Origin of the sequence: Anoxybacillus sp. PDR2 (assembly GCF_009834045.1) — a bacterium.
Lineage (GTDB): Bacteria > Bacillota > Bacilli > Bacillales > Anoxybacillaceae > Anoxybacteroides > Anoxybacteroides rupiense.
Genome location: NZ_CP047158.1, coordinates 1209987 through 1235537, shown reverse-complemented (window position 1 = coordinate 1235537; position 25551 = coordinate 1209987). Strand labels below are relative to the sequence as shown.

Annotated in this window: 29 protein-coding genes and 1 pseudogene; 8 read left to right on the top strand and 22 right to left on the bottom strand. The window is 41.9% G+C overall.

The window, feature by feature from the left end; translation table 11 throughout:
- The first annotated feature begins 29 nt into the window (after positions 1–29).
- Positions 30–626, top strand: coding sequence for a YhcN/YlaJ family sporulation lipoprotein (locus GRQ40_RS05995; RefSeq protein ID WP_080861011.1), 597 nt, complete (start codon positions 30–32; stop codon positions 624–626).
- Between the two features lie 29 nt (positions 627–655).
- Here GRQ40_RS05995 and GRQ40_RS05990 read toward each other — a convergent pair whose 3' ends face one another.
- Positions 656–1111: a pyridoxamine 5'-phosphate oxidase family protein gene (locus GRQ40_RS05990; protein WP_044746633.1), complete on the bottom strand. Its 456-nt coding sequence runs from the start codon at positions 1109–1111 to the stop codon at positions 656–658.
- A 200-nt stretch (positions 1112–1311) separates the two neighbouring features.
- Here GRQ40_RS05990 and GRQ40_RS05985 point away from each other — a divergent pair, with 200 nt between their 5' ends.
- On the top strand, positions 1312–1512 hold the full coding sequence (locus GRQ40_RS05985) for a YlaI family protein (protein ID WP_066401576.1): 201 nt from the start codon (positions 1312–1314) through the stop codon (positions 1510–1512).
- Between the two features lie 243 nt (positions 1513–1755).
- On the opposite strand, the gene GRQ40_RS05980 is transcribed toward GRQ40_RS05985, so the two are convergent.
- Genes GRQ40_RS05980 through typA form a run of 3 tightly spaced genes read right to left on the bottom strand, consistent with a single transcriptional unit; the run spans position 1756 to position 4239 of the window.
- The gene (locus GRQ40_RS05980) at positions 1756–2049 is read right to left on the bottom strand and encodes a hypothetical protein (protein WP_066147070.1); all 294 of its coding nucleotides are present in this window, start codon (positions 2047–2049) and stop codon (positions 1756–1758) included.
- 13 nt (positions 2050–2062) lie between these two features.
- Positions 2063–2380 (bottom strand): YlaH-like family protein, encoded by a 318-nt coding sequence (locus tag GRQ40_RS05975; RefSeq protein WP_066147068.1) that lies wholly within the window; start codon positions 2378–2380, stop codon positions 2063–2065.
- A 17-nt stretch (positions 2381–2397) separates the two neighbouring features.
- Complete coding sequence (gene typA, locus GRQ40_RS05970; protein WP_044746637.1) at positions 2398–4239, bottom strand: translational GTPase TypA; 1842 nt, start codon at positions 4237–4239, stop codon at positions 2398–2400.
- 119 nt (positions 4240–4358) lie between these two features.
- Between typA and GRQ40_RS05965 the strand changes: the two genes are divergently transcribed.
- Positions 4359–4544, top strand: coding sequence for a DUF5325 family protein (locus GRQ40_RS05965; RefSeq protein ID WP_066147064.1), 186 nt, complete (start codon positions 4359–4361; stop codon positions 4542–4544).
- 29 nt (positions 4545–4573) lie between these two features.
- Here the strand turns inward: GRQ40_RS05965 and GRQ40_RS05960 are convergent, their stop codons facing one another.
- The 4 genes from GRQ40_RS05960 to GRQ40_RS05945 all read right to left on the bottom strand — a co-directional run bounded on the left by GRQ40_RS05960 (position 4574) and on the right by GRQ40_RS05945 (position 7070).
- Positions 4574–5368 carry an inositol monophosphatase family protein gene (locus GRQ40_RS05960; RefSeq protein ID WP_066147062.1) on the bottom strand — a complete coding sequence of 265 codons (795 nt, stop codon included), beginning with the start codon at positions 5366–5368 and terminating at the stop codon, positions 4574–4576.
- A gap of 130 nt (positions 5369–5498) precedes the next feature.
- On the bottom strand, positions 5499–5687 hold the full coding sequence (locus GRQ40_RS05955; protein WP_044746640.1) for a hypothetical protein: 189 nt from the start codon (positions 5685–5687) through the stop codon (positions 5499–5501).
- A 124-nt stretch (positions 5688–5811) separates the two neighbouring features.
- Positions 5812–6090 (bottom strand): UPF0223 family protein, encoded by a 279-nt coding sequence (locus GRQ40_RS05950; protein ID WP_159719566.1) that lies wholly within the window; start codon positions 6088–6090, stop codon positions 5812–5814.
- A gap of 20 nt (positions 6091–6110) precedes the next feature.
- A complete protein-coding gene (locus GRQ40_RS05945; RefSeq protein WP_080860950.1) occupies positions 6111–7070 on the bottom strand; it encodes an NAD(P)H-dependent flavin oxidoreductase in 960 nt (319 codons plus the stop codon).
- 476 nt (positions 7071–7546) lie between these two features.
- Here GRQ40_RS05945 and GRQ40_RS05940 point away from each other — a divergent pair, with 476 nt between their 5' ends.
- A complete protein-coding gene (locus tag GRQ40_RS05940) occupies positions 7547–9016 on the top strand; it encodes an aminotransferase class I/II-fold pyridoxal phosphate-dependent enzyme (protein ID WP_159719565.1) in 1470 nt (489 codons plus the stop codon).
- A 259-nt stretch (positions 9017–9275) separates the two neighbouring features.
- Here GRQ40_RS05940 and GRQ40_RS05935 read toward each other — a convergent pair whose 3' ends face one another.
- Positions 9276–9398 carry a GapA-binding peptide SR1P gene (locus GRQ40_RS05935; protein WP_044746642.1) on the bottom strand — a complete coding sequence of 41 codons (123 nt, stop codon included), beginning with the start codon at positions 9396–9398 and terminating at the stop codon, positions 9276–9278.
- A gap of 150 nt (positions 9399–9548) precedes the next feature.
- Complete coding sequence (locus tag GRQ40_RS05930; RefSeq protein WP_044746643.1) at positions 9549–9851, bottom strand: DUF3055 domain-containing protein; 303 nt, start codon at positions 9849–9851, stop codon at positions 9549–9551.
- A 112-nt stretch (positions 9852–9963) separates the two neighbouring features.
- Here GRQ40_RS05930 and GRQ40_RS05925 point away from each other — a divergent pair, with 112 nt between their 5' ends.
- Positions 9964–10383: a DUF1885 family protein gene (locus tag GRQ40_RS05925; protein ID WP_080860952.1), complete on the top strand. Its 420-nt coding sequence runs from the start codon at positions 9964–9966 to the stop codon at positions 10381–10383.
- A 578-nt stretch (positions 10384–10961) separates the two neighbouring features.
- Here the strand turns inward: GRQ40_RS05925 and GRQ40_RS05920 are convergent.
- The 6 genes from GRQ40_RS05920 to GRQ40_RS05895 all read right to left on the bottom strand — a co-directional run bounded on the left by GRQ40_RS05920 (position 10962) and on the right by GRQ40_RS05895 (position 17187).
- Positions 10962–11198, bottom strand: coding sequence for a hypothetical protein (locus GRQ40_RS05920; protein ID WP_044746645.1), 237 nt, complete (start codon positions 11196–11198; stop codon positions 10962–10964).
- Between the two features lie 114 nt (positions 11199–11312).
- Positions 11313–12722: a dihydrolipoyl dehydrogenase gene (gene lpdA, locus GRQ40_RS05915; protein ID WP_066147056.1), complete on the bottom strand. Its 1410-nt coding sequence runs from the start codon at positions 12720–12722 to the stop codon at positions 11313–11315.
- A 4-nt stretch (positions 12723–12726) separates the two neighbouring features.
- Positions 12727–14025 (bottom strand): dihydrolipoamide acetyltransferase family protein, encoded by a 1299-nt coding sequence (locus GRQ40_RS05910; RefSeq protein WP_044746647.1) that lies wholly within the window; start codon positions 14023–14025, stop codon positions 12727–12729.
- A 61-nt stretch (positions 14026–14086) separates the two neighbouring features.
- Positions 14087–15064 (bottom strand): alpha-ketoacid dehydrogenase subunit beta, encoded by a 978-nt coding sequence (locus GRQ40_RS05905; RefSeq protein ID WP_159719564.1) that lies wholly within the window; start codon positions 15062–15064, stop codon positions 14087–14089.
- Positions 15065–15067: 3 nt separating this feature from the next.
- Positions 15068–16177, bottom strand: a complete 1110-nt coding sequence (gene pdhA / locus GRQ40_RS05900) for a pyruvate dehydrogenase (acetyl-transferring) E1 component subunit alpha (RefSeq protein ID WP_044746649.1) — start codon at positions 16175–16177, stop codon at positions 15068–15070.
- A gap of 374 nt (positions 16178–16551) precedes the next feature.
- The gene (locus GRQ40_RS05895; RefSeq protein ID WP_080860956.1) at positions 16552–17187 is read right to left on the bottom strand and encodes a YkyA family protein; all 636 of its coding nucleotides are present in this window, start codon (positions 17185–17187) and stop codon (positions 16552–16554) included.
- A gap of 447 nt (positions 17188–17634) precedes the next feature.
- Here GRQ40_RS05895 and def point away from each other — a divergent pair, with 447 nt between their 5' ends.
- Positions 17635–18189, top strand: coding sequence for a peptide deformylase (gene def / locus GRQ40_RS05890; protein WP_044746651.1), 555 nt, complete (start codon positions 17635–17637; stop codon positions 18187–18189).
- Between the two features lie 32 nt (positions 18190–18221).
- Here the strand turns inward: def and GRQ40_RS05885 are convergent, their stop codons facing one another.
- Positions 18222–18995, bottom strand: a complete 774-nt coding sequence (locus GRQ40_RS05885) for a Cof-type HAD-IIB family hydrolase (protein WP_044746770.1) — start codon at positions 18993–18995, stop codon at positions 18222–18224.
- Between the two features lie 478 nt (positions 18996–19473).
- Between GRQ40_RS05885 and GRQ40_RS18300 the strand changes: the two genes are divergently transcribed.
- On the top strand, positions 19474–19683 hold the full coding sequence (locus tag GRQ40_RS18300; protein ID WP_044746652.1) for a DNA-dependent RNA polymerase subunit epsilon: 210 nt from the start codon (positions 19474–19476) through the stop codon (positions 19681–19683).
- 3 nt (positions 19684–19686) lie between these two features.
- Complete coding sequence (rnjA, locus tag GRQ40_RS05880) at positions 19687–21354, top strand: ribonuclease J1 (RefSeq protein ID WP_044746771.1); 1668 nt, start codon at positions 19687–19689, stop codon at positions 21352–21354.
- A gap of 242 nt (positions 21355–21596) precedes the next feature.
- Here rnjA and GRQ40_RS05875 read toward each other — a convergent pair whose 3' ends face one another.
- The 5 genes and pseudogenes from GRQ40_RS05875 to GRQ40_RS05855 all read right to left on the bottom strand — a co-directional run bounded on the left by GRQ40_RS05875 (position 21597) and on the right by GRQ40_RS05855 (position 25449).
- Positions 21597–22262, bottom strand: a complete 666-nt coding sequence (locus GRQ40_RS05875) for a potassium channel family protein (RefSeq protein WP_236631808.1) — start codon at positions 22260–22262, stop codon at positions 21597–21599.
- Positions 22263–22373: 111 nt separating this feature from the next.
- Positions 22374–22828 (bottom strand): annotated as a pseudogene (locus GRQ40_RS05870) (TlpA family protein disulfide reductase).
- A 54-nt stretch (positions 22829–22882) separates the two neighbouring features.
- On the bottom strand, positions 22883–23425 hold the full coding sequence (locus tag GRQ40_RS05865) for a peroxiredoxin (protein WP_044746654.1): 543 nt from the start codon (positions 23423–23425) through the stop codon (positions 22883–22885).
- A gap of 598 nt (positions 23426–24023) precedes the next feature.
- Positions 24024–24266: a YkuS family protein gene (locus GRQ40_RS05860; RefSeq protein ID WP_044746772.1), complete on the bottom strand. Its 243-nt coding sequence runs from the start codon at positions 24264–24266 to the stop codon at positions 24024–24026.
- A 58-nt stretch (positions 24267–24324) separates the two neighbouring features.
- Positions 24325–25449: an N-acetyldiaminopimelate deacetylase gene (locus GRQ40_RS05855; RefSeq protein WP_159719563.1), complete on the bottom strand. Its 1125-nt coding sequence runs from the start codon at positions 25447–25449 to the stop codon at positions 24325–24327.
- Positions 25450–25551 lie beyond the last annotated feature (102 nt).

Sequence of the window (25551 nt, the reverse complement as noted above, 5' to 3'; positions counted from 1 at the left end):
AAGTTAAAAACATTAGAGGTGCTTAAATGATGAATGCTCGCTCTTTTTTCAGCGTTATCCTTCCTTTTTTTGTTCTGATGGGATGCAGCATGAGTAATGACAAACAAGAAATACCAAATCGCTCCTTTGTTCATGTGAAAAATACAACGAATGAAAAGATTGAAAATAAATCCGGTCAGCAAATTGCCCATCATTTAGCCGATTTAGCAGACCGCGTTCCGAATGTGAATGATGCAACAGCTCTCATCGTCGGAAAATATGCGATTGTAGGGATCGATATTAATGATAATATGGATACTTCACGCGTCGGTACAATTAAGTATTCGGTGGCTGAAGCTTTGCAAAAAGATCCTTACGGGGCCAATTCGATTATTATTGCTGATCCCGATTTATATGCACGATTAAAAAATATCGTCCGCCAAGTCGACAATGGACGGCCTGTACAAGCTTTTATGAACGAAATTGCTGCTATTGTAGGTCGGGTAATGCCAGAAATTCCAAGCGATTTATTGCAAACGAAAAATCCTTCACCGACTAATACAAATGACTCCGAGTTAAACAAGCAGGAGGAAAAACAGCTCAATCAGCGTCAGGATAAGCAATCGAACCATTACTTAAACAAATAGAGCCTAGCCGAAATTGGCTAAGCTCTTTTTTATGCATTCCGTAGCGCTGTCATCACTTGATTATCCAACTTGGCAGCAGCCTGCGCATCATAGGTTTTTTCATACTTCGGCTCCACCGAGATTTTTGAGCCATAAAACATAACATCGCGCACTTCCACAATATCCAACTCCACTAACGCAAGCTTCAGAGGCACTCCTTCCATTTTCTCGGCTTTAATGCTCGCTCGGCCGCTGATGGCATAAGTCGATTCATTCGCGATAACATTTACAACAACAAGAGGATTTTTCTGGATATTTTTCACAATCCGTGAACGATTATCAACAGCAAAATAAAGACGCTCTTCGTCCGGCGCGAAAATCCAAGAAATTGAACTCACATTCGGGCCTCCTGTTTCGTGATCGATTGTCGCAAGCGTGACAAATCGTTCCTTTTGCAGTGCTTGAAACAGCGGTTCAATTAGCTTTTTCTCTACTGCATTTGCCATGAAAAATTCCTCCCAAATGTTCATTATGTTTTAATCATACCCATTTTCTCCAAAAAGGAAAAGAGAAATGATATAATGAAAATAAAAGCGCGAAGATAAGCATCGGAATATGGCTTGGATTAAAGCCTCTCTGTTGCGCAACTGCGTTCCCTACCGATGATATGCAAATAAAAGACTGACTTGAACTAACGAGGTGGATGATGAGAGTTAAATGTGTTCTCTGTGAGCAAATGGATACCATTGATGATGAATCCCTGCTTGCCAAACGGCTGCGCAACCGTCCAATTCATACATATATGTGCGAACAATGCCACGAACGGATTGCGGAAAAAACAAAAGCGCGGCTTGCGACAGGAAAATTCCGCATCTATCGTTCATCAGAATCACATGATGAATGGTAAAAAGCACCGGATGCCGGTGCTTTTTTGTTATTTCGCTAAAACAAAAGTTCATTATCGTCTCTTCCTCGACCGTCAAGAAATGCGGATTCTACTTTATAACTGGGCTATAAATCCAATGCATGCGTTGAAGCAGACTAAAAACACAAGAAGCATGGCTTACGGCGGAAACCGATCTGTATTTCTATAGCAAACAAATGACGGACGATCCGTTTTCTCTGCTCGGATCATATAAAGCGTCAGTTCTCATATATCCTTAGGATAGTTCGTATATTTTTCGGGCTCGCTTTGAATTTGCTCAAGCATCCCTTCAATGAATTCGACCGGAAACCGTGTGGCTTGCTCTTTTCCGCCTTTTTGGTAACTCACAATGTACATTTCTTCTTCTTTTACAAAAGCTACCTTTTCGATTTGAAAGTCAATCTTTAATATATTTTTAAAAAGTTGTGCCGTGTCTTGTGCAGCATGGTCTTCAGGCCGGGCATCCGCCACCACTTGAATCGTCAACCAATTGTACAGGGCATCTTGTAATGATTTCATGATTTTACCGCTCCTACTCACCGGCATTCATTTTTTGCTGCTGCGACTGACGCAAGCGAATCTTATAAATAATCAATACAATGGCCGCTATCACCAGTCCTTCAGCAATCGGCAAAAAGACAGCGAAAAATGTTAAAATTGTACAGCCGAGCGCAAGCAGAACATAAATAATGACGTTTTTTAACAAAGGAAGCTGTTTAGCAAAACCAAGACGATAAACAATAGCCGATAAAATAAAAACCGTGATATAAAGAAGCCACATTCCCCGTTCGGGATTGTCATGCACCTGATATAACGAAGCAAAAAAGGAAAGCCGCTCCATCACATTCATCCTTCTCCCCCCTTTTTTTATCTTGCTTGCTCGGCTGCTTTCTTTTTCTTGGCCAGCTTCTCCCGTTCGTTTTTATCTAAAATTTTCTTCCGTAAACGAATGGATTTTGGCGTTATTTCACAATATTCATCATCATTTAAGTACTCGAGTGCTTCTTCAAGCGTCATCAGCCGCGGTTTTTTCATGGTCACCGTCTGCTCTTTCGTAGATGAACGAATGTTGGTTGCGTGCTTTACTTTGCAGATATTGACGACTAAATCATTCTCGCGCGTATGCTCGCCAACAATCATGCCTTCATACACTTCTGTTCCCGGCTCGACAAAGATCGTTCCCCGATCCTCGACCTGCATAATGCCGTACGATGTCGCTTTACCTGTCTCCATTGAAATCAGGACACCTTGTCTCCGTCCGCCGACCAATCCTTTTTGTACAGGAGCATAATGATCAAATGAGTGATTTAAAATTCCGTATCCTCGAGTTAAGGACATAAATTCTGTTCGATAGCCGATTAAACCGCGAGCCGGAACCATAAAAATCAAACGGACCTGTCCATTTTCGTTATGAATCATATCCGCCATCTCCCCTTTACGCATGCCAAGCGATTCTATAATCGCTCCTGTATATTCCTCAGGGATATCAATTTGTACCCGCTCTATTGGCTCAGACAGCGTTCCATCCATTTCCTTCATAATAACCTCTGGCTTCGATACTTGCAATTCAAAGCCTTCCCGCCTCATATTTTCAATTAAAATGGATAGGTGGAGCTCTCCTCTTCCTGAGACAATCCAAGCGTCAGGAGAATCTGTATTTTCTACTCTCAGACTAACGTCGGTTTCCAATTGCATTCGAAGGCGCTCTTCAATTTTTCGGGCCGTGACGTGCTTTCCTTCTCTTCCGGCAAATGGGCTATTATTGACTAAAAAAGTCATTTGTAATGTCGGCTCATCAATATGCAGTGCCGGCAACGCCTCCTGATGCTCGACAGGGCAGACCGTCTCTCCCACATTAATATCCTCCATCCCTGATACAGCAATAATATCTCCTGCTTCTGCTTCGGTGATTTCTATTCGTTTTAATCCAATAAAACCGAATAGCTTCGTCACCCGAAACGTCTTCACCGTACCATCGAGCTTCATTAAGGCCACTTGCTGCCCCATTTTAATTGAACCGCGAAACACTCGGCCAATTCCGATTCTTCCTACATAATCATTGTAATCAAGCAACGCTACTTGAAACTGCAAAGGCTCGTTCCGATTATCGATAGGAGCTGGTATGTGTTCAATAATGGTTTCAAACAATACCGACATATCCGCTTCCTGCTTGTCCGGATCAAGGCTGGCAGTTCCATTTAAAGCAGAGGCGTACACAACCGGAAAGTCCAGCTGTTCCTCCGATGCGCCAAGTTCAATGAATAAATCAATGACTTCATCAACCACTTCTTCCGGCCGAGCAAATTCACGGTCGATTTTATTGACAACAACAATCGGTGTCAGCTGCTGTTCGAGCGCCTTTTTCAACACAAAGCGAGTCTGTGGCATGCAGCCTTCATATGCATCGACAACAAGCAGAACACCGTCAACCATGCGCATAATCCGTTCGACTTCTCCGCCAAAATCCGCATGTCCCGGGGTGTCCAAAATATTAATACGTGTATCTTTATAATGAATCGCTGTATTTTTAGCCAAAATAGTAATCCCGCGTTCTCTTTCCAAATCATTACGATCCAATGCCCGTTCCTGCACCTGTTCATTTGCACGGAAGGTTCCTGACTGGCGCAATAGCTGATCCACCAACGTCGTTTTGCCGTGGTCAACATGGGCAATAATAGCAATATTTCGCAAATCTTCTCGCCGTTTCACCTTTTTCACTCCTATGTGTAAATTGCTCGTTTATTATATCATAAAGATCATAGAAAAGCGGAATATTTTCGTGTAGACTGAATAAAGAAGAGAAAAGATAATGAAGAAGGGAGATTTTCATGAAATCGTTTCAGCCGATCTTTTTGCTGTTTGCAATCTTAGCAGCTTCCTCCATTATGGCTATTGGCATTTTTATCGCTGAACAAAGCGTGATCGGTATCATTATTTCATTCCTTATCTTTATCATCATCATGGGGACTGGATTTGCTGTGAAAAAACGAAAGCGGCAAAAGGGAACATTATAAACCGGGACAAACAACAGCTTGTCCCGGTTTCATTTCCGGATGTATTGCTGCAAAATCTCACGATGGAGCCCTGGCTTCGATACAAATACAGAACTCGGACCGAGAAGATCCAGCGGTTCACCATCTATATTCGTCACAAGCCCGCCCACCTCTTTAATAATGACAAGACCGCCGGCAAAATCCCATGGCGATAGCCTCATTGTCAAATAGGCATCAAGACGCCCCGCAGCAATATATGCCATTTCTAACGCAGCGGAACCATATGAGCGCGTTCCTCTGACTTCTTGTACAAGCCGGGCCAATTGTTTCGGATCGACTTGTTTATTTTCAATAATCCAAGATGCATTTAAGCAAATAATCGCTTCTGGAATGGATACAGGTTGCAACACTGGCAGCGGCTGATCGTTTAAAAAAGCGCCCTTGCCTTTTTGAGCATAATATAGCTCATCATGCACAACATCATACACATATCCAAGCATCCCTATACCATCTGCAAAAATGCCAATGGAAATCGCAAAATTGCGGCGTTGATGAATAAAGTTCATCGTTCCATCGATCGGGTCAATAATCCAAACTATGCCATCAAGCGCGGATATACAATCGCCAAATCCCTCTTCTCCCAAGACGCGATGGGAAGGAAAGGTTTGTCTGATTCGTTCAATAAAAAATTGCTCAACTTCTTTGTCCACATTCGTAACTAAGTCGCTGCGGCTTGATTTCGTTTCAATCGTTAGCGTTTTCCGAAAGGCTTGATGAATGCGTTCACCTGCTTCTTTTATCCATTCCTTGGCGCACTTGTCGATATGCTCCCAATTTGTGCTCATTTTACTCCTCCTAAACAAAAAAATAATCATAAGCTTGTATGTACAAATATAAATTAGAATAGTGCAATTTGGTATATTCAGCAAGAAAAAACGAACCGCATCGTGCGTGGTTCGCCATATGATTGTCTTTTTATAATTGAAGACGCATAAACTCTTGGCGTAGCCTCTCTAATTTTCTTTTGCATTCCTGTTTTTTTTCTTCATCATTTTCCACCATCGCCTCATAAAGAGTCGCTAATTCATAATCAAGTTCAAGGCGCAATACCGCCATTCGTCTTTCGCCATCCGACCGTTTTAATGAATTGACTGTTTTTTTCATTCACACCAGTCCCCCTTTCTTTTGTCCATTCTCGACCCAAATAACGAAATTTTCTGATAGTTGTTGTTTATATATATTTATGTCAAGAAAGGGGGCTATGCAACAAATTTGTGTATTCGTCTAATTATTTTTCATTTCCTTGAATCCAGTCGCCATTTTTGGCTTCCTTTGCTTTTTTAACCACTTGAAAAGACGAATACCCGCTCGCCTTTTCAAACTCATCATAAAGCTTTTTTTCCTCGCTTTTGCTCGGGACAATTTCTTTAAATCGACGGTACAGGCTCATGAATTGTTCCCGCTCTATTCCCCGTTCGTATGCGGTTTCAATCGCTTCAAAAAATTTAATCACATCAATAACCTCTTGCGTTGTCCAATCATAAGAAAATGGGTATGAGTAATCCACGATCTTTTTCACCTCCGCTGTTAGTTTGTCCATTTGTTGCGAATTTGTTCCGCTTCCCGAATCATCCGCTCCAACAGCTCTGCCACAGTCGGAACATCATGAATCAGCCCCATTACTTGTCCTGCCCACGCAAACCCCTCACTCGTTTTTCCGTCATAAATAAATCGGCGATTGGCTTCTCCGCTTATGTATGTTTTCAATTGCTCATATGTTCCGCCTTGCTGCTCAATCTGTAAAATTTTTTCCGTCCACTCATTGGCAATGGCCCGTCCAGGAGCGCCTAAGCTGCGTTTAATAACAACTGTATCACTTTCTGATCCCTTAACAAGCATTTCTTTATACAATGGATGGGCGTGGATACATTCTTGTGTCGCAATGAAGCGCGTGCCCATCTCAATCCCTTCTGCGCCAAGAGCTAACGCAGCCATGAGCCCTCGGCCATCTCCAATTCCTCCTGAGGCAATCACTGGAATCGATACAGAATCGACGACTTTTGGAATCAATACAAAGGTTCCTATATCATATTTTCCTAAATGGCCGCCTCCTTCTTGCCCAACCACCATCACTGCATCAGCGCCCAATTCTTCCGCTTTGACCGCCTGCCGCACAGCCGCAACAAGCACTAGCTTTTTCACATTCACTCCCTTTAGCTGTTCGAAAAATGGAGCAGGGTTTCCACCTGTAACCGATATAACCGGTACCTGCTCCTCAATGGCCGCCTCCAGCATGTGCGAAAATGGCCGTCCATGCTGTCCAATCGCAAAATTCACTCCAAACGGCCGATCGGTTTTTTCTTTGACTTTTTTGATCTCAGCGCGCAAAGCATCCGGAGACGGCAGAGACATCGCCGTAATCTGCCCTAAGCCTCCAGCATTAGAAACGGCAGCCGCTAGGTCAGCATAAGCCAAATACGCCAATCCTCCTTGTATAATTGGATACTGAATCCCTAGCAGTTCTGTCACTCTTGTTTTCCAACCCATCTTGTTCCCTCCTCATTTGATAAGGCTGTTCATTCATTGCAGCCAGTTCTTCTCCTTTTTCATCATAGTCCTAGCGACAAAAAGGCATTTGCGGCCCTCCTTTTAGCATGAACGCAAGCCATCACCAGCCTGTCCTGATCGCTAAAGCCTATAAATGCAAAAAGCATTTTTCATATTAAGTATACTATCTTTCTTGATAAGCTGGCGATTTTCCTGTTTATCTGTTTGTTATTTATCAATCACATGCTGAATCGATCATGCCAAGGCGTGACTGACCGTTGACTCTCTAGAGATTTTTAGACTGCATGCATATCACCCTTTACTTATATACACGAGAAAAAACGCCATGATGCAAGCGACAAAAATTCTATAGAAAAAAGGTGGCTGATTTGTCAAAAATGATTCTTTGCAAACAAATAAATAAGTGCTATAATGCATTTGTTTTATTTTTATGCAAAAAGAGGTGTGAGGAAGAATTGTCACAGTATGAAACGCCGTTATTTACCGGACTGCTAGAACATATGAAAAAAAATCCGATCCAATTTCACATTCCCGGCCATAAAAAAGGAGCAGGAATGGATCCTCAATTTCGCCATTTTATCGGCGAAAACGCATTAGCAATTGACTTAATTAATATTGGACCGTTAGATGATTTGCACCAGCCAAAAGGCATCATTAAACACGCCCAAGAATTAGCAGCTGAGGCCTTTGGTGCTGATTATACGTTTTTTTCTGTACAAGGAACAAGCGGGGCAATTATGACAATGGTGATGTCCGTAGCAGGTCCTGGTGATAAAATCATTGTTCCTCGCAATGTGCATAAATCGGTGATGTCCGCGATCGTTTTTTCTGGAGCAACTCCGATTTTCATTCATCCTGAGGTTGATAAAGAGCTTGGCATTTCGCATGGAGTTACACCAGAATCGGTAGAAAGTGCCTTAAGGCAGCATCCTGATGCAAAAGGAGTGCTCGTGATAAACCCTACTTATTTTGGCATTGCTGGCGATCTGAAAAAAATTGTGGACATCGCCCACGCTTATCATGTTCCCGTTCTTGTTGACGAGGCGCATGGCGTGCATATTCATTTTCATGAAAGATTGCCGATGTCGGCCATGCAAGCGGGAGCGGATATGGCAGCAACAAGTGTCCACAAGCTCGGCGGCTCGATGACGCAAAGCTCTATTTTAAATGTCCGCGAAGGGCTTGTATCCGCTAAACGTGTTCAAGCGATTTTAAGTATGCTCACGACGACCTCTACGTCCTATTTGCTGCTCGCTTCTTTAGATGTCGCACGCAAACGCTTAGCCACAGAGGGACGAGAGCTTGCTGAAAAAGCCATTCAGCTGGCTGAAATGATCCGGGAGCAAATTAATCAAATTCCTCATTTGTACTGTGTAGGAAAAGAAATTTTAGGCACAACCGCAACATACGATTATGATCCAACCAAATTAATTATTTCTGTTAAAGAGCTTGGGCTAACCGGTTATGACGTCGAAAACTGGCTGCGCCAAATGTATAATATCGAAGTAGAGTTATCTGATTTATACAATATTCTATGTATTATCACACCTGGAGACACGGAGAAGGAAGCAGACATTTTGATAACGGCTCTTCGTCATTTATCAGAGGAGTTTCGCCATCAAGCAGATAAAGAAATCAAACCGAAAGTATTGCTGCCGGATATTCCTTCTCTCGCTTTCACGCCGCGCGACGCGTTTTATTCAGACACAGAAGTCGTACCGTTCGAAAAATCAGCTGGAAGAATTATCGCTGAATTTGTGATGGTTTATCCTCCAGGCATTCCCATTTTTATTCCTGGAGAAATTATTACAGAAGAAAATTTAGCCTACATTAAAAAGAATTTAGAAGTAGGATTACCGGTGCAAGGGCCTGAAGATGATACACTGCAGACATTGCGCGTGATTAAAGAGGTTCAATCCCTATAAAAAGTACCATGTGGTAGACAAAGTAGAGATTTACTTTGTCTACTATTTTTTTAGATCCAGCCGTTTCAATATTTTTCGATATCAAACGGTCTGACACAACTGACAGGCAATCGATGCAGAATGAAAGCACTTGCCAACAACCTGAGAACACAAGTCGATGGATCAGCCTGTGTTTTTTATAACAAAAAAAACGCATGCTTCTCCCGTTCGCATGCGTTTTCTTTATTTTGAAACCCTTCCCCCATCTTTTGACCGTGACTTATTGGTTGTCATCTATTTTGTCATGTGTGCATTCTGCACATTTTCCATAAAGTGTTGTTACTTTTTCATCTTCAAAATGTCCAATTGTCGAATTGCACGTTTGACAAACGATTGTACCCATCCATACAACTCCTTTATGATGACTTAATGACTGACTGATTTAATAATAATATATCACATTAAAGGTGTCAATGGTTATTTTGTATGTCACATTTTTAAAAAAAGATACAAAAAAAGCAGGCATCAATGCCTGCTTTTTTTCTCTCCTGTTTTAGTAATCATACTCGGGATGCAGCGGTGCTGGTGGAATAAGATCAGAAAAGAAATCAGCCAAATCGGCAGTCTGACTTGCTGTATCAATACGAAAAATATTCTGTAAGTATTCATGATTTTCTACATCTCTTGGATCGAGGAGAGCGGAGCGTCCAGTTTGCATACAAATGACAAGCGGTTTACCAAAAAACAAGTTTGTATACACGATTCCGAAATCATAGCGTGTGTCCTTCGTGGCAAATCCCACAAATTGGACCTTCACTTGTTCGTGTTCGTCATACAACTTATCTACTAAATCCATAAACTCCCCTCCTTTTAAATATACTGAATTTTATTATAATTCAGTATATTTAAAAAATCAATAGAAAATTTTTTCTACTAATGCTAAAATGCGATTAGAGAGGTGATTATTTATGTCAACCCATGCATACATAAAGCTCGTTCCTGCTTCACGGCAAAAGACGGTAACGCTCGAAGAAGTAAAAAAGCTGCTCGATTCATATCAAGAGATGACAAAAAAGACAGGAGAACAATTAGGTTGGGAATATAAAGAAGCTGCTTTTCCGTATGAAATCATGGAAGTGAACAACGAAAACGGCTCTTGGCTTTATTTAAAAGGAAAAAATGGACGCTACCAAGCCATTTTCATCGTTGTCGGTCAAACGCAGCCAAATGAAACAGAAGCAAGTTCCTTTATTCAAATTACCCTCCCTAACGGAGCCACTCACGGAGACAAAGGAAAGGCCAATGAATTTTGCAAATTTTTAGCCAAAAAGCTTGAAGGAGAACTCCATTTATTTAATGGACGCATCATGTATTTTTATAAACGATAAAATGATAGAGAAAATCCCATTTTAATTTTATGTACAAGGGATGTTGATTGTCTAATTGACATCCCTTGATTCTTAGTGCCGTAGTGGGCAAGCGATGTGCTTGCCCACTACGCATGTTTTCTCAAATCAGAATACCAGCTGGCTCGTTCACTTGCGTTCGCTGTTTGAAGACAAAGGCAGAAAAGCCTGCGTTTAGCTAGATAATTTAGTATTTTCATCCACACTTTTATGTTTGTCTCCTATCATTTTGATCCCCCCATTCATTCCACTTCAGACTGGCTTGTCATTGCTTGATCAACAAGTTGTTCACGGGCAGACAAGCGCAGCCAGTGACGCAAAATATAAAAGCGCTTATCAATGAAACGATAGCCAAATAGCGATCGTTTTCTTTATTGATGAAACAGAGCTTCAGCCTCTCCTTTCCTCCAACGGTCCAAAAGGGGAATTCTGCTTTCGAATCAGCTGTATGTCCATCTTCTGTCGTATCTATGATCTGATTAAGAAAGCCTGTAAGTCGGCTAAAAGAACAAGGAAATCAATGGGCTTCTGTCAGAACAACCATTTATATTTACAAACGATCATGCTTCCCAGACAAGCCGCTGACAACTAAAATAAATAATCGCCGTCAGCAAGGTAATCCATATGGCTTTCTTTGTGCGCAATCCCATTTTTCTCGCCAGCAAAAAAGCAAAATACCAAAATATGCAAAGCAACAAACCTCGGAACAGCGGGCGATCGCGGCCAGACAACCATTCAATGAGTGAAAAGCTGCTCCAAATCATCATCTGCGACAAAAAAACAACATATTCTTTCATTGGACGATCCCCTTTTTTCTTTATACCATAACGATATGAAGCAAAAAGAAAAATTAGTCGCAGTCAATAGATAAAAAAAGGACATCCCTTCTGCTGGGATATCCTTTGATGCTTTTACTTAATAATATGAATCGGACTGCCAAGAACAGCTTCAGCTGTTTCCATCGCAATCTCGCCTAATGTTGGATGGGCATGAATCGTCATAGCCACATCTTCCGCCGTCATTCCCGCTTCAATAGCAAGACCAAGCTCAGCAATCATATCAGAGGCATTTGGTCCAACAATTTGCGCACCGATTACAACACCGTCTTCTTTACGCACGACAAGCTTCATAAAGCCATCCGTATCGTTTAATGCGAGCGCTCGTCCGTTTGCTGCAAATGGGAATTTAGCGGTTAGAACTTCAATTCCTTCATTCTTCGCTTGCTGTTCAAAATATCCGACAGAAGCGCACTCAGGATCTGAGAAGACAACAGCAGGAATCGCTAAATAATCGATTTCAGATGGATGTCCCGCAATCGCCTCTGCCGCAATTTTCCCTTCATAGGACGCTTTATGAGCAAGCGGCGGGCCTTGAACGATATCGCCAATCGCATAAATATTTGGAACGCTTGTGCGGCATTGTTTGTCAACCTCAATGAGCCCGCGCTCTGTCATTTTGATGCCTACTTGTTCTAGGCCAAGTTCATCCGTATTCGGACGTCTTCCAACGGTTACAAGCACATAGTCCGCATCGATTGTTTTCGTTTCACCTTTGCTTTCAAATGTAACCGTTACACCGTCTTCTCGTTCCTCAACACCTTTTGCCAACGCATTCGCAAAGATTTCTACACCTTTTTTCTTCAAGCGGCGTTTAACAATGGCGCTCATTGATTTTTCAAAACCGGATAAAATTTCATCTGCACCTTCAAGAATCGTCACTTGTGTGCCAAAGTTCGCATACGCTGTGCCTAATTCTGTTCCGATATATCCACCGCCGATGACAACCATGGATTTTGGAATTTCAGGGAGATTTAATGCCCCTGTTGAATCAAGGACGCGCTTCGAAAATTTGAATGCTGGAAGCTCAATTGGACGAGAGCCTGTCGCAATAATCGCGTTTTTGAATTTATATGTTTGTGCGCTGTTTTCTGTCATCACACGCACCGTGTTAGCATCAACAAAATAAGCCTCGCCGCGGACAATCTCAACCTTATTTCCTTTTAGAAGCCCTTCAACGCCGCCAGTTAATTTTTTTACAACGCTAGCTTTCCATTCTTGCACTTTTGTGAAGTCAACTGTGACATTCTCCGCTTTAATTCCCATGTCCTCTGAATGCTTCGCCGCTTCGTAGCGATGAGCAGCTGAAATTAAAGCCTTGGATGGGATGCATCCTACATTTAAGCAAACACCGCCTAGGTTCGCCTTTTCAACAATTGTTACCTTTTGGCCCAATTGAGCTGCGCGAATGGCAGCAACATATCCACCAGGCCCTGCGCCAACGACAAGAGTTTCTGTTTCGATTGCAAAATCACCGACTACCATTGTTTTACGCCTCCATTAATAATAATTCTGGATCATTTAACAGACGTTTAATATGGTTCAATGCATTTTGTGCTGTTGCTCCGTCAATCATGCGATGGTCAAAGCTTAATGACAAGGCTAATACCGGAGCAATGACAATTTCTCCATCGCGAACGATAGGTTTTTCAGAAATACGGCCAATACCCAAAATCGCTACTTCCGGATGGTTAATAACCGGTGTGAACCATTGTCCCCCAGCAGAACCAATATTCGTAATCGTGCAGGACGCGCCTTTCATTTCAGCTGGAAGAAGCTTACCTTCGCGCGCTTTTGTTGCAAGCTCGTTAATTTCTTTGGCAATTGCAAACATTGATTTACGATCCGCATGCTTCACAACAGGAACAAGAAGGCCTTTATCTGTGTCAGCCGCTATGCCAATATTGTAATAATGCTTGTGGACAATTTCTTCTGTAGCATCATCAATCGACGTATTCAGCGTTGGAAATTCACGCAATGCCGATGTTAATGCTTTTACAACATAAGGAAGGAATGTGAGTTTGATTCCTTTCTGTGCTGCAAGATCTTTGAATTTCTTGCGGTGTGCCACCAATTTTGTCACATCTACTTCGTCCATCAATGTGACATGTGGAGCCGTATGCTTAGAGTTAACCATCGCTTTAGCAATTGCGCGACGGATACCGCTCATTTTCTCGCGTGTTTCAGGGAACTCTCCCTCAAGCACAGCTGGTTGTGGTGCTGCTTTTGACGCCGCTTTTTCTTCTGATTGCTCTGCTGGAGCTGTTGAAGAAGCTTCTGCTTTCGGCGTTGCGGCACCTCCCGCTAAAAATGCATCAATATCGCTTTTCAAAATACGACCATTTTTTCCTGTCCCTTGCACAAGACGGATGTCAATTCCTTTTTCCCGAGCGTATTTCCGTACAGATGGCATCGCAATGACGCGGCGATTCGGGTCCGCTTCAGCCGCCGCTGAAGAGGCTTCCTGCGCTGGAGCAGCTTCCTGCTTTGGCTCTTCTGCTGCTTTTGGTTCGTCATGATCCTGTCCCTTAAATTTTAAGTTTTCGTACCCCGGTGCGTCAAATTTAATTAATGTTTGACCAACCGTTGCAACCGTTCCTTCGTCTACTAAAATTTCGAGCACTTTTCCTTTGACAGGAGAAGGGATTTCTACAACCGCTTTATCGTTTTGCACTTCACAAAGCACATCGTCTTCGTTGACTTCATCCCCAGGCTTCACAAACCATTTGACAATCTCGCCTTCATGAATGCCCTCGCCGATATCTGGTAATTTAAATTCAAATGCCACTGTTTGTCGACCTCCTAATTGTTTCCAATGTGCTAGAGGAGGAATTTTCCTCCTCTTTCGCTTAGAAATTCATGACTTTTTTCACCGTTTCGATCACATCTTTGAAGTTTGGCAACCAAACAGGCTCTGCTTGAGAGAATGGATAAACCGTATCTGGAGCTGCTACGCGCAATACCGGAGCCTCTAGGCTTAAAATCGCGCGTTCATTAATTTCTGCTACCACATTCGCAGCAATTCCCGCTTGTTTTTGTGCTTCTTGAACAACAACAGCTCTGCCTGTTTTTTCTACAGATCCGATAATCGTTTCAATATCTAATGGCTGAACGGTGCGCAAATCGATCACTTCTGCAGAAATCCCTTCTTTTTCAAGTTCTGTTGCTGCTTTTAATGATTCATGAACCATTGCGCCGTAAGCAATAATGGATACATCTTTTCCTTCCCGCTTAATATCCGCTTTGCCAATCGGGATGGTGTATTCTCCTTCTGGAACTTCTTGACGGAATGAGCGATATAATTTCATGTGCTCCAAGAAAATAACTGGATCGTTATCACGAATGGCAGAAATCAACAATCCTTTTGCATCATATGGAGTAGAAGGAATAACCACTTTTAATCCAGGCTGCTGTGCTACTAATCCTTCTAAGCTGTCCGCATGCAATTCAGGTGTATGAACGCCGCCGCCGAATGGAGAACGAATCGTAATTGGAGCACGGTAGCGTCCACCTGAACGATAGCGCATACGAGCCATTTGTCCGGAAATGGAATCCATGACCTCATATACGAAGCCAAAAAACTGAATTTCAGGAACCGGACGAAATCCTTCGAGCGCAAGACCGATCGCAAGACCGCCAATTCCAGATTCAGCAAGCGGTGTATCAAATACACGTTCTTCCCCAAATTCCGCTTGCAAGCCTTCTGTCGCGCGGAATACCCCGCCGTTTACTCCAACGTCTTCCCCAAACACCAACACGTTCGGATCGTTTTTTAATTCGATGCGCAATGCATCCGTGATTGCTTGAATCATTGTCATTTGCGCCATGGCCTATTTCGACTCCTTCTCTTTATAAATTTCATATTGTTCTTTTAAATGAAACGGCATCTCTTCATACATAATGCTCATTAAATCCGTTACTTTTTGTTTCGCTGTTTCGTCTGCTTTTTTGATCGCTTCTTTAATATCTTCTTTCGCTTGCTCAATTACGCTGTTTTCTTCAGCTTCGCTCCAAAGACCTTTTTTCTCCAAAAACTTGCGGAAGCGAACGATCGGATCTTTTTTCTCCCACTCGTTTTCAAGTTCTTTTGTGCGGTAACGAGTTGGATCGTCCCCAGCCATTGTATGTGGACCGTAACGGAAGCACAATGTTTCGATCAGCGTTGGACCTTCTCCATTAACCGCGCGCTCACGAGCTTCACGCACAGCTACGTAAACAGCTAATGGATCCATGCCATCCACTTGAATGCCAGGAATACCCGCTGCTGCGGCTTTTTGAGCGATCGTTTTTGCTGCTGATTGCTTTTCTACTGGGGTCGAAATCGCAAAACGGTTGTTTTGCACAACAAAAATAGCAGGGGCTTTAAACGCTCCGGCAAAGTTCATTCCTTCATAAAAATCGCCTTGGGAAGCTCCGCCATCGCCTGTGTATGTAATGGCTACCGCTTTTTTGCCGCGCTTTTTCATTCCTAAAGCAACGCCGGCTGTTTGAATGATTTGCGCTCCGATAATAATTTGTGGCGGCAATACGTTAACGCCTTCAGGAATCTGATTGCCATGAAAATGGCCACGCGAGAATAAAAAGGCTTGATAAAGCGGAAGTCCATGCCAAATCATTTGCGGTACATCACGATAACCAGGCAAAATGAAATCTTCTTTTTCAAGCGCAAATTGGCTTGCAAGCTGGCTTGCTTCTTGACCGGCCGTTGGCGCATAAAATCCTAAGCGTCCTTGGCGGTTTAACGAGATCGAACGTTGATCAAGCACGCGTGTATAAACCATTCGACGCATTAATTCTTTTAGTTGCTCATCGCTTAAATTCGGCATCGCTGCTTCGTTTACAACTTCGCCTTCTTCGTTTAAGATTTGGAAAGTCGGAAATTGCTCAGCCACTTTTTCGAGCTGCTTCTTCAAATTGAATACGGATGTTTTCGCACCCATTCCATTCACCTCTACCTTTCTTGTATATAAAGTAAAATCAACCATACCAAGCATCTGCAAGCACTTTCATACAGCATTAATTTACCCAAATTCCGCTATAAACAGACAATATTTGCCGGCCGTCTGCACATGATGTGGCAGGATTACGAGAATCAAAAAACTGTATCAATGTTTTCACAAATAAAATTAGTACAATGATTATTTGCAACTTCAAGTTTACACCTTCTTAATCCATCCGTCAATTACTTTGATTTCTCGAATCGCTCCCATACATATATTGTAAAATGAAATAATCTGTTATAATATATAAATGAAGTTGTGTTATATTCTGTTATAGTATATTAAGGCATTAAAAAAAGCTGCCTTTTCGACAGCTATTTCCATTCACGATATAATCGCTTCTTTTCTTGATTATACTGTTCCGTATAATCATTAAATTGGTCATTGTCTGAAAGCAGTTCTTTATATGCACGATTAATTTGGTCCGTTTGGTGTTGCAGCTTTTCTAACGTTATATGCTCATCTTCAAGAAGACGATAAAATTCCTTTTCTAGCGCTAACGCTTTATGATAGTGATCATATACTGACTTGTACGCATCGTACCGCTTACCAATAATTTTTATCAAGGAACTCGCCTGTTTTTTCATTGTTTCATCTTGTACATGCGAAAGGCTTTCCTTAACGATGGTTAATTGTTCCTCAGCCTTTTCAATGTTTTTATATTCTTCCTCTATTTGCTTGTTTCTTTTTTCAATAAGCACTTGAGCCTTTCGCGATAATTTGGACACTTCAGAAAATCGTTTCATTCCAAGATCCATGATCTCGTTGTACAGCTTTGTCTGCTCCTGCTCGAGACGAACAAGCTGTTCATGCTCTTCGTTCATTTTGTCCTCGTATTTAGCCATTTTCTCCAACGCATCCATCACTTCTTTTTCAGGTGCCAACACCTTGCACCCTTGCACGAAAACCATCAGACAAAGAATCAGAAAAAATAGTTTAGCTTGCTTCATCTTTCATTCCCTTCTTTCCTGACCCATTTTATCGTATGTTTATTTACGATCCACAAATTTGTTTGATAGACTATTATAGATGAAAAACATTTAATTCTTCTATATAATATGGTATTGTTTTCGACGGTGGGGGGTCGCTTCATACCCCCGTGAATGGGTCTGAAAGCGGCGTGTTCCGCGTCTTTGTCACGCGAATATGTGGCGAAAACAGGTCCGAAGCTTGCCTCCAATCGTCGATTGTTCACAGATCATTTTTTGATCTTTCAGTTGCACAGATATTATTTCACTAGTGTTGATGGTCCATTATTTTACTTTAAAACAGATGATATGGCTCACCATCCGCTTTTCTACTGAAGCAGAAAAGCGAGGAATTCAGTACTGTTCATTTGTTTTTATTCAATCATCAACACGCTTGATATGATTTCATTATACAAGGAGTGATAAGCGATGATTACCATGAAAGATATTGTTCGCGAAGGCCATCCGGCTTTACGGGCCGTTGCTGAACCAGTTGCTTTGCCTGCTTCTAAGGAAGAGCAGGACCTTTTGCGAAGCATGCTGGAATACTTAAAAATGAGCCAAGATCCAGAGACGGCGGCAAAATATGGACTGCGTCCCGGCGTTGGATTAGCAGCCCCACAAATTAACGTCTTAAAACGAATGATTGCTGTTCATGCCCATGATGAAAAAGGAACGCTATATAGCTATGGTCTGTTTAATCCAAAAATCATAAGCCATTCCGTTCAGCTCTGCTATTTAACAAGCGGAGAAGGATGCTTGTCTGTTGACCGCAACGTTCCCGGATATGTACCGCGTTATGCCCGAATTACGGTTACCGGTACAACCCTTGAAGGCGAAAATATCACTTTGCGCTTAAAAGGATATCCGGCCATTGTCTTCCAGCACGAAATTGACCACTTAAACGGTATCATGTTTTATGATCACATCGATCAAGAAAACCCTTTCAAAGCACCAGAAAATGCGATTCCGATTGAACGATAAAGCGTAAAAAGAAGGGCGGACCGCCCTTCTTTTTACTTAATCAGCTCGAGCTGCTTCAGTCCGTATAAAATCCCTTCTTCATCCACTCGCTTTGTTACAAAATTAGCCACTTCTTTCACTTTCTCATTGGCATTTCCCATAGCCACACCTGTACCGACAAACTGAAGCATTTCGATATCATTTAGCCCATCGCCAAATGCATAAACATCCTCTTTGTCAATGCCGACTCGTTCGATCAGCCTGCGAATTCCTTCCGCTTTCGAACCACCAAACGGCAATACATCTGTAGATACGTTATGCCAACGCACAAAATGAAACTCAGGATACGATGTGATATAGACATGCTCTTCCTCTGGTTTGCAAAACAAAAGCGCTTGATAAATATCGCGCTGCTCATAGTAAAGCGGATCAAATGGAGGATGAGAAAATTTTAGGCTTTCCATACTTACATGAATATATGGATGTTCTTCAACGCTCGCCCTCATCCTTTCGGCATCCATAAACACAAGCGGATGCCCATTCTCATGAGCACGCTCTTTCAATTCATGCAACTTAGAACGATGCAAAGGATTTTTATAAATGACCTCGTCTTCAAAAACGACATATTGACCATTAAAGCTGACAAAGGAATCGATTCCTAATTTCTTCCGCAAATTTTCAAACATAAAAGGAGCTCTTCCTGTCGCAATCGCTACATACACTCCCGATGTTTTAAGCTTCTGAATAGCTTGCACAGTAGAAGCCGGCAATTCTTTGTTTTCATCAAGCAGTGTGCCATCAATATCAAAAAATACAATTTTCTTCATCGTTTTCTCACCTTTATAAAAAATCATTGCATTTCTTCATCATTACGTTAATGAAAAAAAGCAGGAATGTCAAACAAAAAATCTTCCAGCTTTCACCATGAAAAACCCTTCTTAATCTTCATATACTAAATAAAAAAAGTGGACATTTACTTTCGACAAGAAATGAGTACAATAAAAAGTAGGGAGTGATGAGAGATGTTGAAGAAGCTCAAGAAAAAATTGCTCCAACAATGGAAAGATTTGCTCCGTAAAAAATCAATCGCTTAACCGGACAGCCCTTCTTAAGAACAAAGAAGGGCTTCTTTTAAAATGAAAGACATGAATGAAAGCTCGGAGTTTCGTCAAAGATGATAGAAGTAAAAGGCAGCGCTGCTTGGAACATGTGCCGTGTCCAAAATAAAAAGCATGAAAATCAACTATATTTTATATATAATAAAAAAGTTAGGGAAATTATCGGTTAGTAAGGAGAGGTTTTACAATGATTTTTAAAGTGTTTTATCAAGAAAATCTTGACGAAGTGCCTGTAAGAGAAAAAACAAACACGCTGTATATCGAAGCGGAATCAGAACGGGAAGTACGCCAAAAACTTAAAAATCGCGCAATCAACATTGAATATATTCAGCCTCTTGAGGGCGCTCATTTAGAATATGAAAAACAAAGCCCAAATTTTAATGTACTGGAGATTTAGATGATGAAGTTTTTAAAAGAAAACCAAGTTGGTGTATTTGCGCTCGGCGGATTAGGCGAGATCGGAAAAAATACATATGGCGTACAATTCCAAGACGAAATTATTATCATTGACGCGGGAATTAAATTCCCGGAAGATGAACTGCTCGGTATTGATTATGTTATTCCTGATTACAGTTATTTAGTCAAAAATGCAGAAAAGATTAAAGGATTATTTATCACTCATGGTCATGAAGACCATATTGGCGGTATCCCCTATTTGCTTCGTCAAGTGAACGTTCCAATATACGGTGGAAAGCTTGCTTTAGGACTCATTCGCAATAAACTAGAAGAGCACGGATTATTAAGCCAAACAAAGCTCATTGAAATTAAAGAGGATGATGTGATCCGTTTCCAAAAGACAGCCGTTACGTTTTTCCGGACCACTCACAGCATTCCGGATAGCTATGGGATTGTCGTAAAAACTCCAGCGGGGCAAATCGTGCATACAGGTGATTTCAAGTTCGATTTCACTCCAGTAGGTGAACCAGCCAATTTAACAAAAATGGCTGAAATCGGAAAAGAAGGTGTTCTATGCTTGCTATCCGACAGCACCAATAGCGAAATTCCACATTTTACAATGTCAGAACGCCGCGTCGGTGAAAGCATCCATGATATTTTCCGCAAAGTTCAAGGCCGGATTATTTTTGCCACATTCGCTTCTAACATCCATCGTTTGCAGCAAGTAACTGAAGCTGCAGTACTTAATAATCGAAAAATCGCTGTATTCGGCCGCAGCATGGAGGCAGCCATTGAGATTGGACAAGGACTTGGCTACATCAAATGTCCAAAGGATACATTTATTGATGCCGGACAAATCAATCGCCTCCCAGCCCATCGCGTCACGATTTTATGTACAGGAAGCCAAGGAGAACCAATGGCAGCATTATCTCGCATCGCCAACGGCACGCATCGGCAAATTCAAATTATTCCTGGGGATACAGTTGTCTTTTCATCCTCCCCAATCCCTGGAAACACGGTCAGCGTGAACCGTACGATTAACATGCTGTATCGAGCCGGTGCCGAAGTGATTCATGGACCGTTAAATGATATCCATACATCCGGTCACGGTGGGCAGGAAGAGCAAAAGTTAATGATTCGTTTAATGAAGCCAAAATATTTTATGCCGATTCACGGAGAATACCGAATGCAAAAAATGCATGCGAAGCTTGCTGTTGACTGCGGGGTTCCTGAAGAGAACTGCTTTATTATGGACAACGGCGAAGTGCTTGGTCTAAGTGCAGAGGAAGCAGGAATCGTCGGTAAAGTTCCGTCCGGATCTGTTTATATTGATGGCAGCGGCATTGGAGACATCGGCAATATCGTGCTTCGCGACCGTCGTATTCTTTCTGAGGAAGGCCTTGTGATTGTCGTTGTCAGCATCAATATGAAAGAATTCAAAATCGCGGCTGGTCCCGATATCATTTCACGCGGTTTTGTTTATATGCGGGAATCTGGCGATTTAATTAGCGATGCTCAAGCATTAATTACAAAACATCTTGAAAAAGTGCTTGAACGGAAAACCAATCAATGGTCAGAAATCAAAAATGAAATCACAGATACTCTTGCGCCGTTTTTGTATGAAAAAACGAAGCGCAAGCCGATGATTTTGCCAATTATTATGGAGATCTAATCAGAAACAGCAAAAAGCAGGGAGAGTCTCCCTGCTTTTTGCTTTCCATATTCCCGGTTTGAAACAACCACTCGGCGAAAAGACAACCTTCTGCTTTTGAATGGACTATACGTTTCAGCCTCTCTTAACATCTAAAAAAGCGCCATAAGCAAGACATGAAGGGCGGCTGAAAAACGAGGAAAATCATTGTCTTATGCCACGTATTGATACAAAACAGCAGCGGTTCGTTTCCTCCTATGCTTTTAGCCGCTCACCACTTTTGCTTCAAAGCGGTCAATATCTTCGTCGGCGCCGATGACAACCAATATGTCCCCTTTTCGAATCATTTCAGAGGCCAACGGAGAAACAATAACTTCATTGCCTCGCTTAATCGCAACAATATTGATCCCATAACGCGCCCGAATATCCAACTCCAGTAATGAATGGCCCTCAAGGCGATGGCTTGCTGCAATTTCAACAATGCTATGAACATCAGAAAGCTCTAAATAATCAAGAACATTATTCGAAATAATGCTGTGTGCAATTCTTTCTCCCATATCGCGCTCTGGATGAACAATTTGGTCGGCTCCGATTTTTTTCAATACTTTTTCATGATAGTCGTTGGTAGCTTTTACGGTAATATTTTGCACCCCAAGCTCTTTTAAAATTAACGTCGTTAAAATGCTTGCCTGGATATTGTCGCCGATCGCAACAATCACATGGTCAAAATTGCGAATGCCTAAGCTTTTCAGCACGGCCTCATCAGTTGAATCTCCTACCACAGCATGTGAAGCAATGGAGGCATATTCATTGACGCGATCCTCATCAATATCAATCGCAAGCACTTCCATCCCTTGTTCACTTAATGTACGGCAAATACTGCCGCCAAATCGACCTAATCCAATTACAGCAAACTGCTTTTTTTTCACATGTATTCCTCCAATTTCACATCGCAACATGATCTTCTCTTGTTAATGTAATACGTTATGACAAAAAATGCAAATCAAAAAGGAACGAGCGGTATCGTTCCTTTTGGAGCTTTATTCTGCTTTTTGCTTTTCCTCCAGCACTCGATTGACGCGTTTTTCCAGCATCTTCATTCCGCTTCCACCCGCTTGAAAATGGCGCAGTTTTCCTTCTGCATCGAATACATAGTAAGCAGGAACGTATTGGTTTTCAAATGCATCCGTAATATGGTGTTCATTGTCTACTAAAATCGGCTGTGTCATGCCATGTTCTTCTGCCGTTCTTCTGACTAGATCAATATCTAAATCTCTTTCCGAGCGTGCATATGTACAGCCACCACATTTAATACATCCTTATAGCGATTGCGAAATTCATTGACTTGCGGCATCGCTTCCTTGCAAACATGGCAGCTTACGGACCAGAAATGAATAAGCGTCGGTTTTTTTCCGATCAAATCCTCGTTTGTAACAGTGCCATTTACATAAGCTGTTGCTCCGTTCAATGTAGGCATTGTCTCACGTAATTTCATCATATCCCTCCTCGTAAACGAAGGTCTAACATGATGTTGTTAGACCTTCTTCGATTATACCTCCAGCGTTTTTTGCCTCGGGTTTGCCGGGCAAAGCTGGCCTGTTTGCAGCGCTTGCAGAACGCGCAATACTTCATCCACATTACGACCGATATCGTTATGATGTGCGACTGCGTATTTTAGCTCTCCCTCTGGATCAATAACGAATAAACCGCAAAGCGCGACTCCTTCCTCCTCAATAAGTACGCCATAGTCACGGGATACTTGATGATTTGTATCCGCTGCTAATGAATACTTAATCTTTCCAAGGCCATTTTCTGTGCGCGACATATTTATCCATGCTTTATGAGAATATACAGAGTCTGTAGAAGCACCAATGACAACCGCATCTAAATCTTCAAATTCTTCATAGCGTTCAGAAATAGCGGTGATTTCTGTTGAACACACGAACGTGAAATCTAATGGATAGAAGAAAAGAACCGTCCATTTATTATTTTTGATATTTTCTTCTAAGCTGACCATGCCAAAATCTCCGTTAGGTAAAACAGCTTTCATTTCAAAACGAGGAGCCTGCTTACCTACCATACGCTCTGCCATATGTATCCCTCCATCATTTTAGATTGAGAAAATATTATATATTTCCTCAATGGTATACCATATATGCGGAAAAATTATACAAAAAGCTATATGGTTATGAAAGATTATATAATAATCGATTCTGAAAAGCTGTTGAGCGACTTCTTAACATCCCTATTCATTCACAACAGACCAAACACTCACGATTCCATGAAAATGTTATGAGCCAAAACACAGATAGCGCGCTGATCAAACTGATCGCCATTATTCTAGTGATTATAATTCGCTCACTATTTTTTCTATATCCATATCATCGTTTTCTAATCGATTGACATGCTTGCATCGTGGACTTTATACATAGATCCCATTAGAAGATTAGGCTTATAGCCCATTCCAAAGCCCCGCTTTTCGTCGTTTGGAGAACAAGTCAACGATTTGTCCCGACCACGCCAAAACATGGCCAAGCGCCAGAATCAATGATCACTAGGTCACTCGGAAACAAATGCTGACACATCAAGTGGTATCTATATGTCACTTGCATGCAAACGATTGAGAGCAGAAAAAGACTAGGAAGGCGCCTAGTCTTTTTTCAAAAGCTGTTGATTTACGAGACGCTTGATTAGCGTAACTTCTCCTCGACTTTTTGGCAAACCTCGTCTGCGGTCAAACCGCTCGCTTCAATAACAGAAGCTGAGGATACAGCATTTTGGATGCCCATCACATTTGAATCCTGGCCAGTCACAACGCAGCAATCGCATCCTTTTGCATCACTTTCCTGTTGAAGTGCAATCACTTCATGACCTCTTTCTTTTAATGCTTGTTGAACATTTGTTAACGATGGTTCTACCCCAATCTTTGCCAGCATTCATCCACCTCCTCATTCACATAATGTGCCTTATCGGAGAGGAAAATATGCCATTCTAATTATTTCCTTTCCATCCAATATAAGATGCCAGCAAGGAAATGGCTTGATCAATCGCAAGTTCGTTCGGATTTAACTTTGCATGATGCAGCCCGTATTCTGATTCTACACCAAGCCAAAACATAAACCCTGGAATTTCGGCAAGCATATAGCCAAAGTCTTCTCCTGTCATGGCCTCTCGACATTCTATCATGTGAATATCAGAATGCTGCTGCACAAATGTCATGAACTCTTTCGTCAGTTTTTCGTTATTATATACTTGGTAGTACATGGAGCCATAATCAATCGATGCTTCACATTGATAGGCGATTTCCATTCCTTTAACAAGAGATTCAATTCTCTCTTTCACTTTTTTCATAGATTCTGCTGATAGTGTGCGAATCGTTCCTTCTAAACGCGCATTCTCAGCAATTACGTTTTGCACCGTTCCTCCCGAAATTTTCCCGATGGTGATAACAGCGCTGTCAAGTGGGTCAACGTTGCGCGCTACAATTGATTGAAGTTGTGTAACAAGAGCGCAGGCGGCGACGACCATATCATTTGCTAGATGAGGAAATGCCGCATGTCCACCTTTTCCTTTTAAATCAATGAACAGTTCTGATGTATTGGCAAATAGCAATCCTGCTTTTATAGCAATCGTACCAACAGGATATTCCGGTGCTATATGCAGTGCGATAATCATATCTGGCCGCCACTGCTGCATGGGCTCGCTTTGAAGCATCGGCAACGCACCGCCTGGACCTTCTTCGGCTGGCTGAAAAATAAATAATAAATCATCACGAATGGGATGATGCACAAAATGGGTTAATACACCCAAAGCAATACTCATATGAAAATCATGTCCGCAAGCGTGCATTTTTCCTTCATGTTGAGAACGATAGGGAAGTTCTGTTTCTTCATGAATGGGAAGTCCGTCAATATCCGCGCGGTAGGCAATCGTTTTTGTCGGCTGAAGGCCATTGATTTTTACAAAAATACCTGTTTTCCATGTTTGAATTTCCAACCTTTCCTGCGGCAATGACGCAATATAATTTAATAAATATTGCTGAGTTTTAAACTCTTGAAACCCCAATTCAGGAATTTTATGCAAATCACGGCGAATCGATACAAATGGGCTTACCATGCTTTTCTCCTCCTCGTAAAAAAGCGTGGAGCATCTCCACGCTTCGCTTGGCTGTTTCGCCTTAACGGGTATATTGATAGATAGCCTTTGAAAACGGAACAA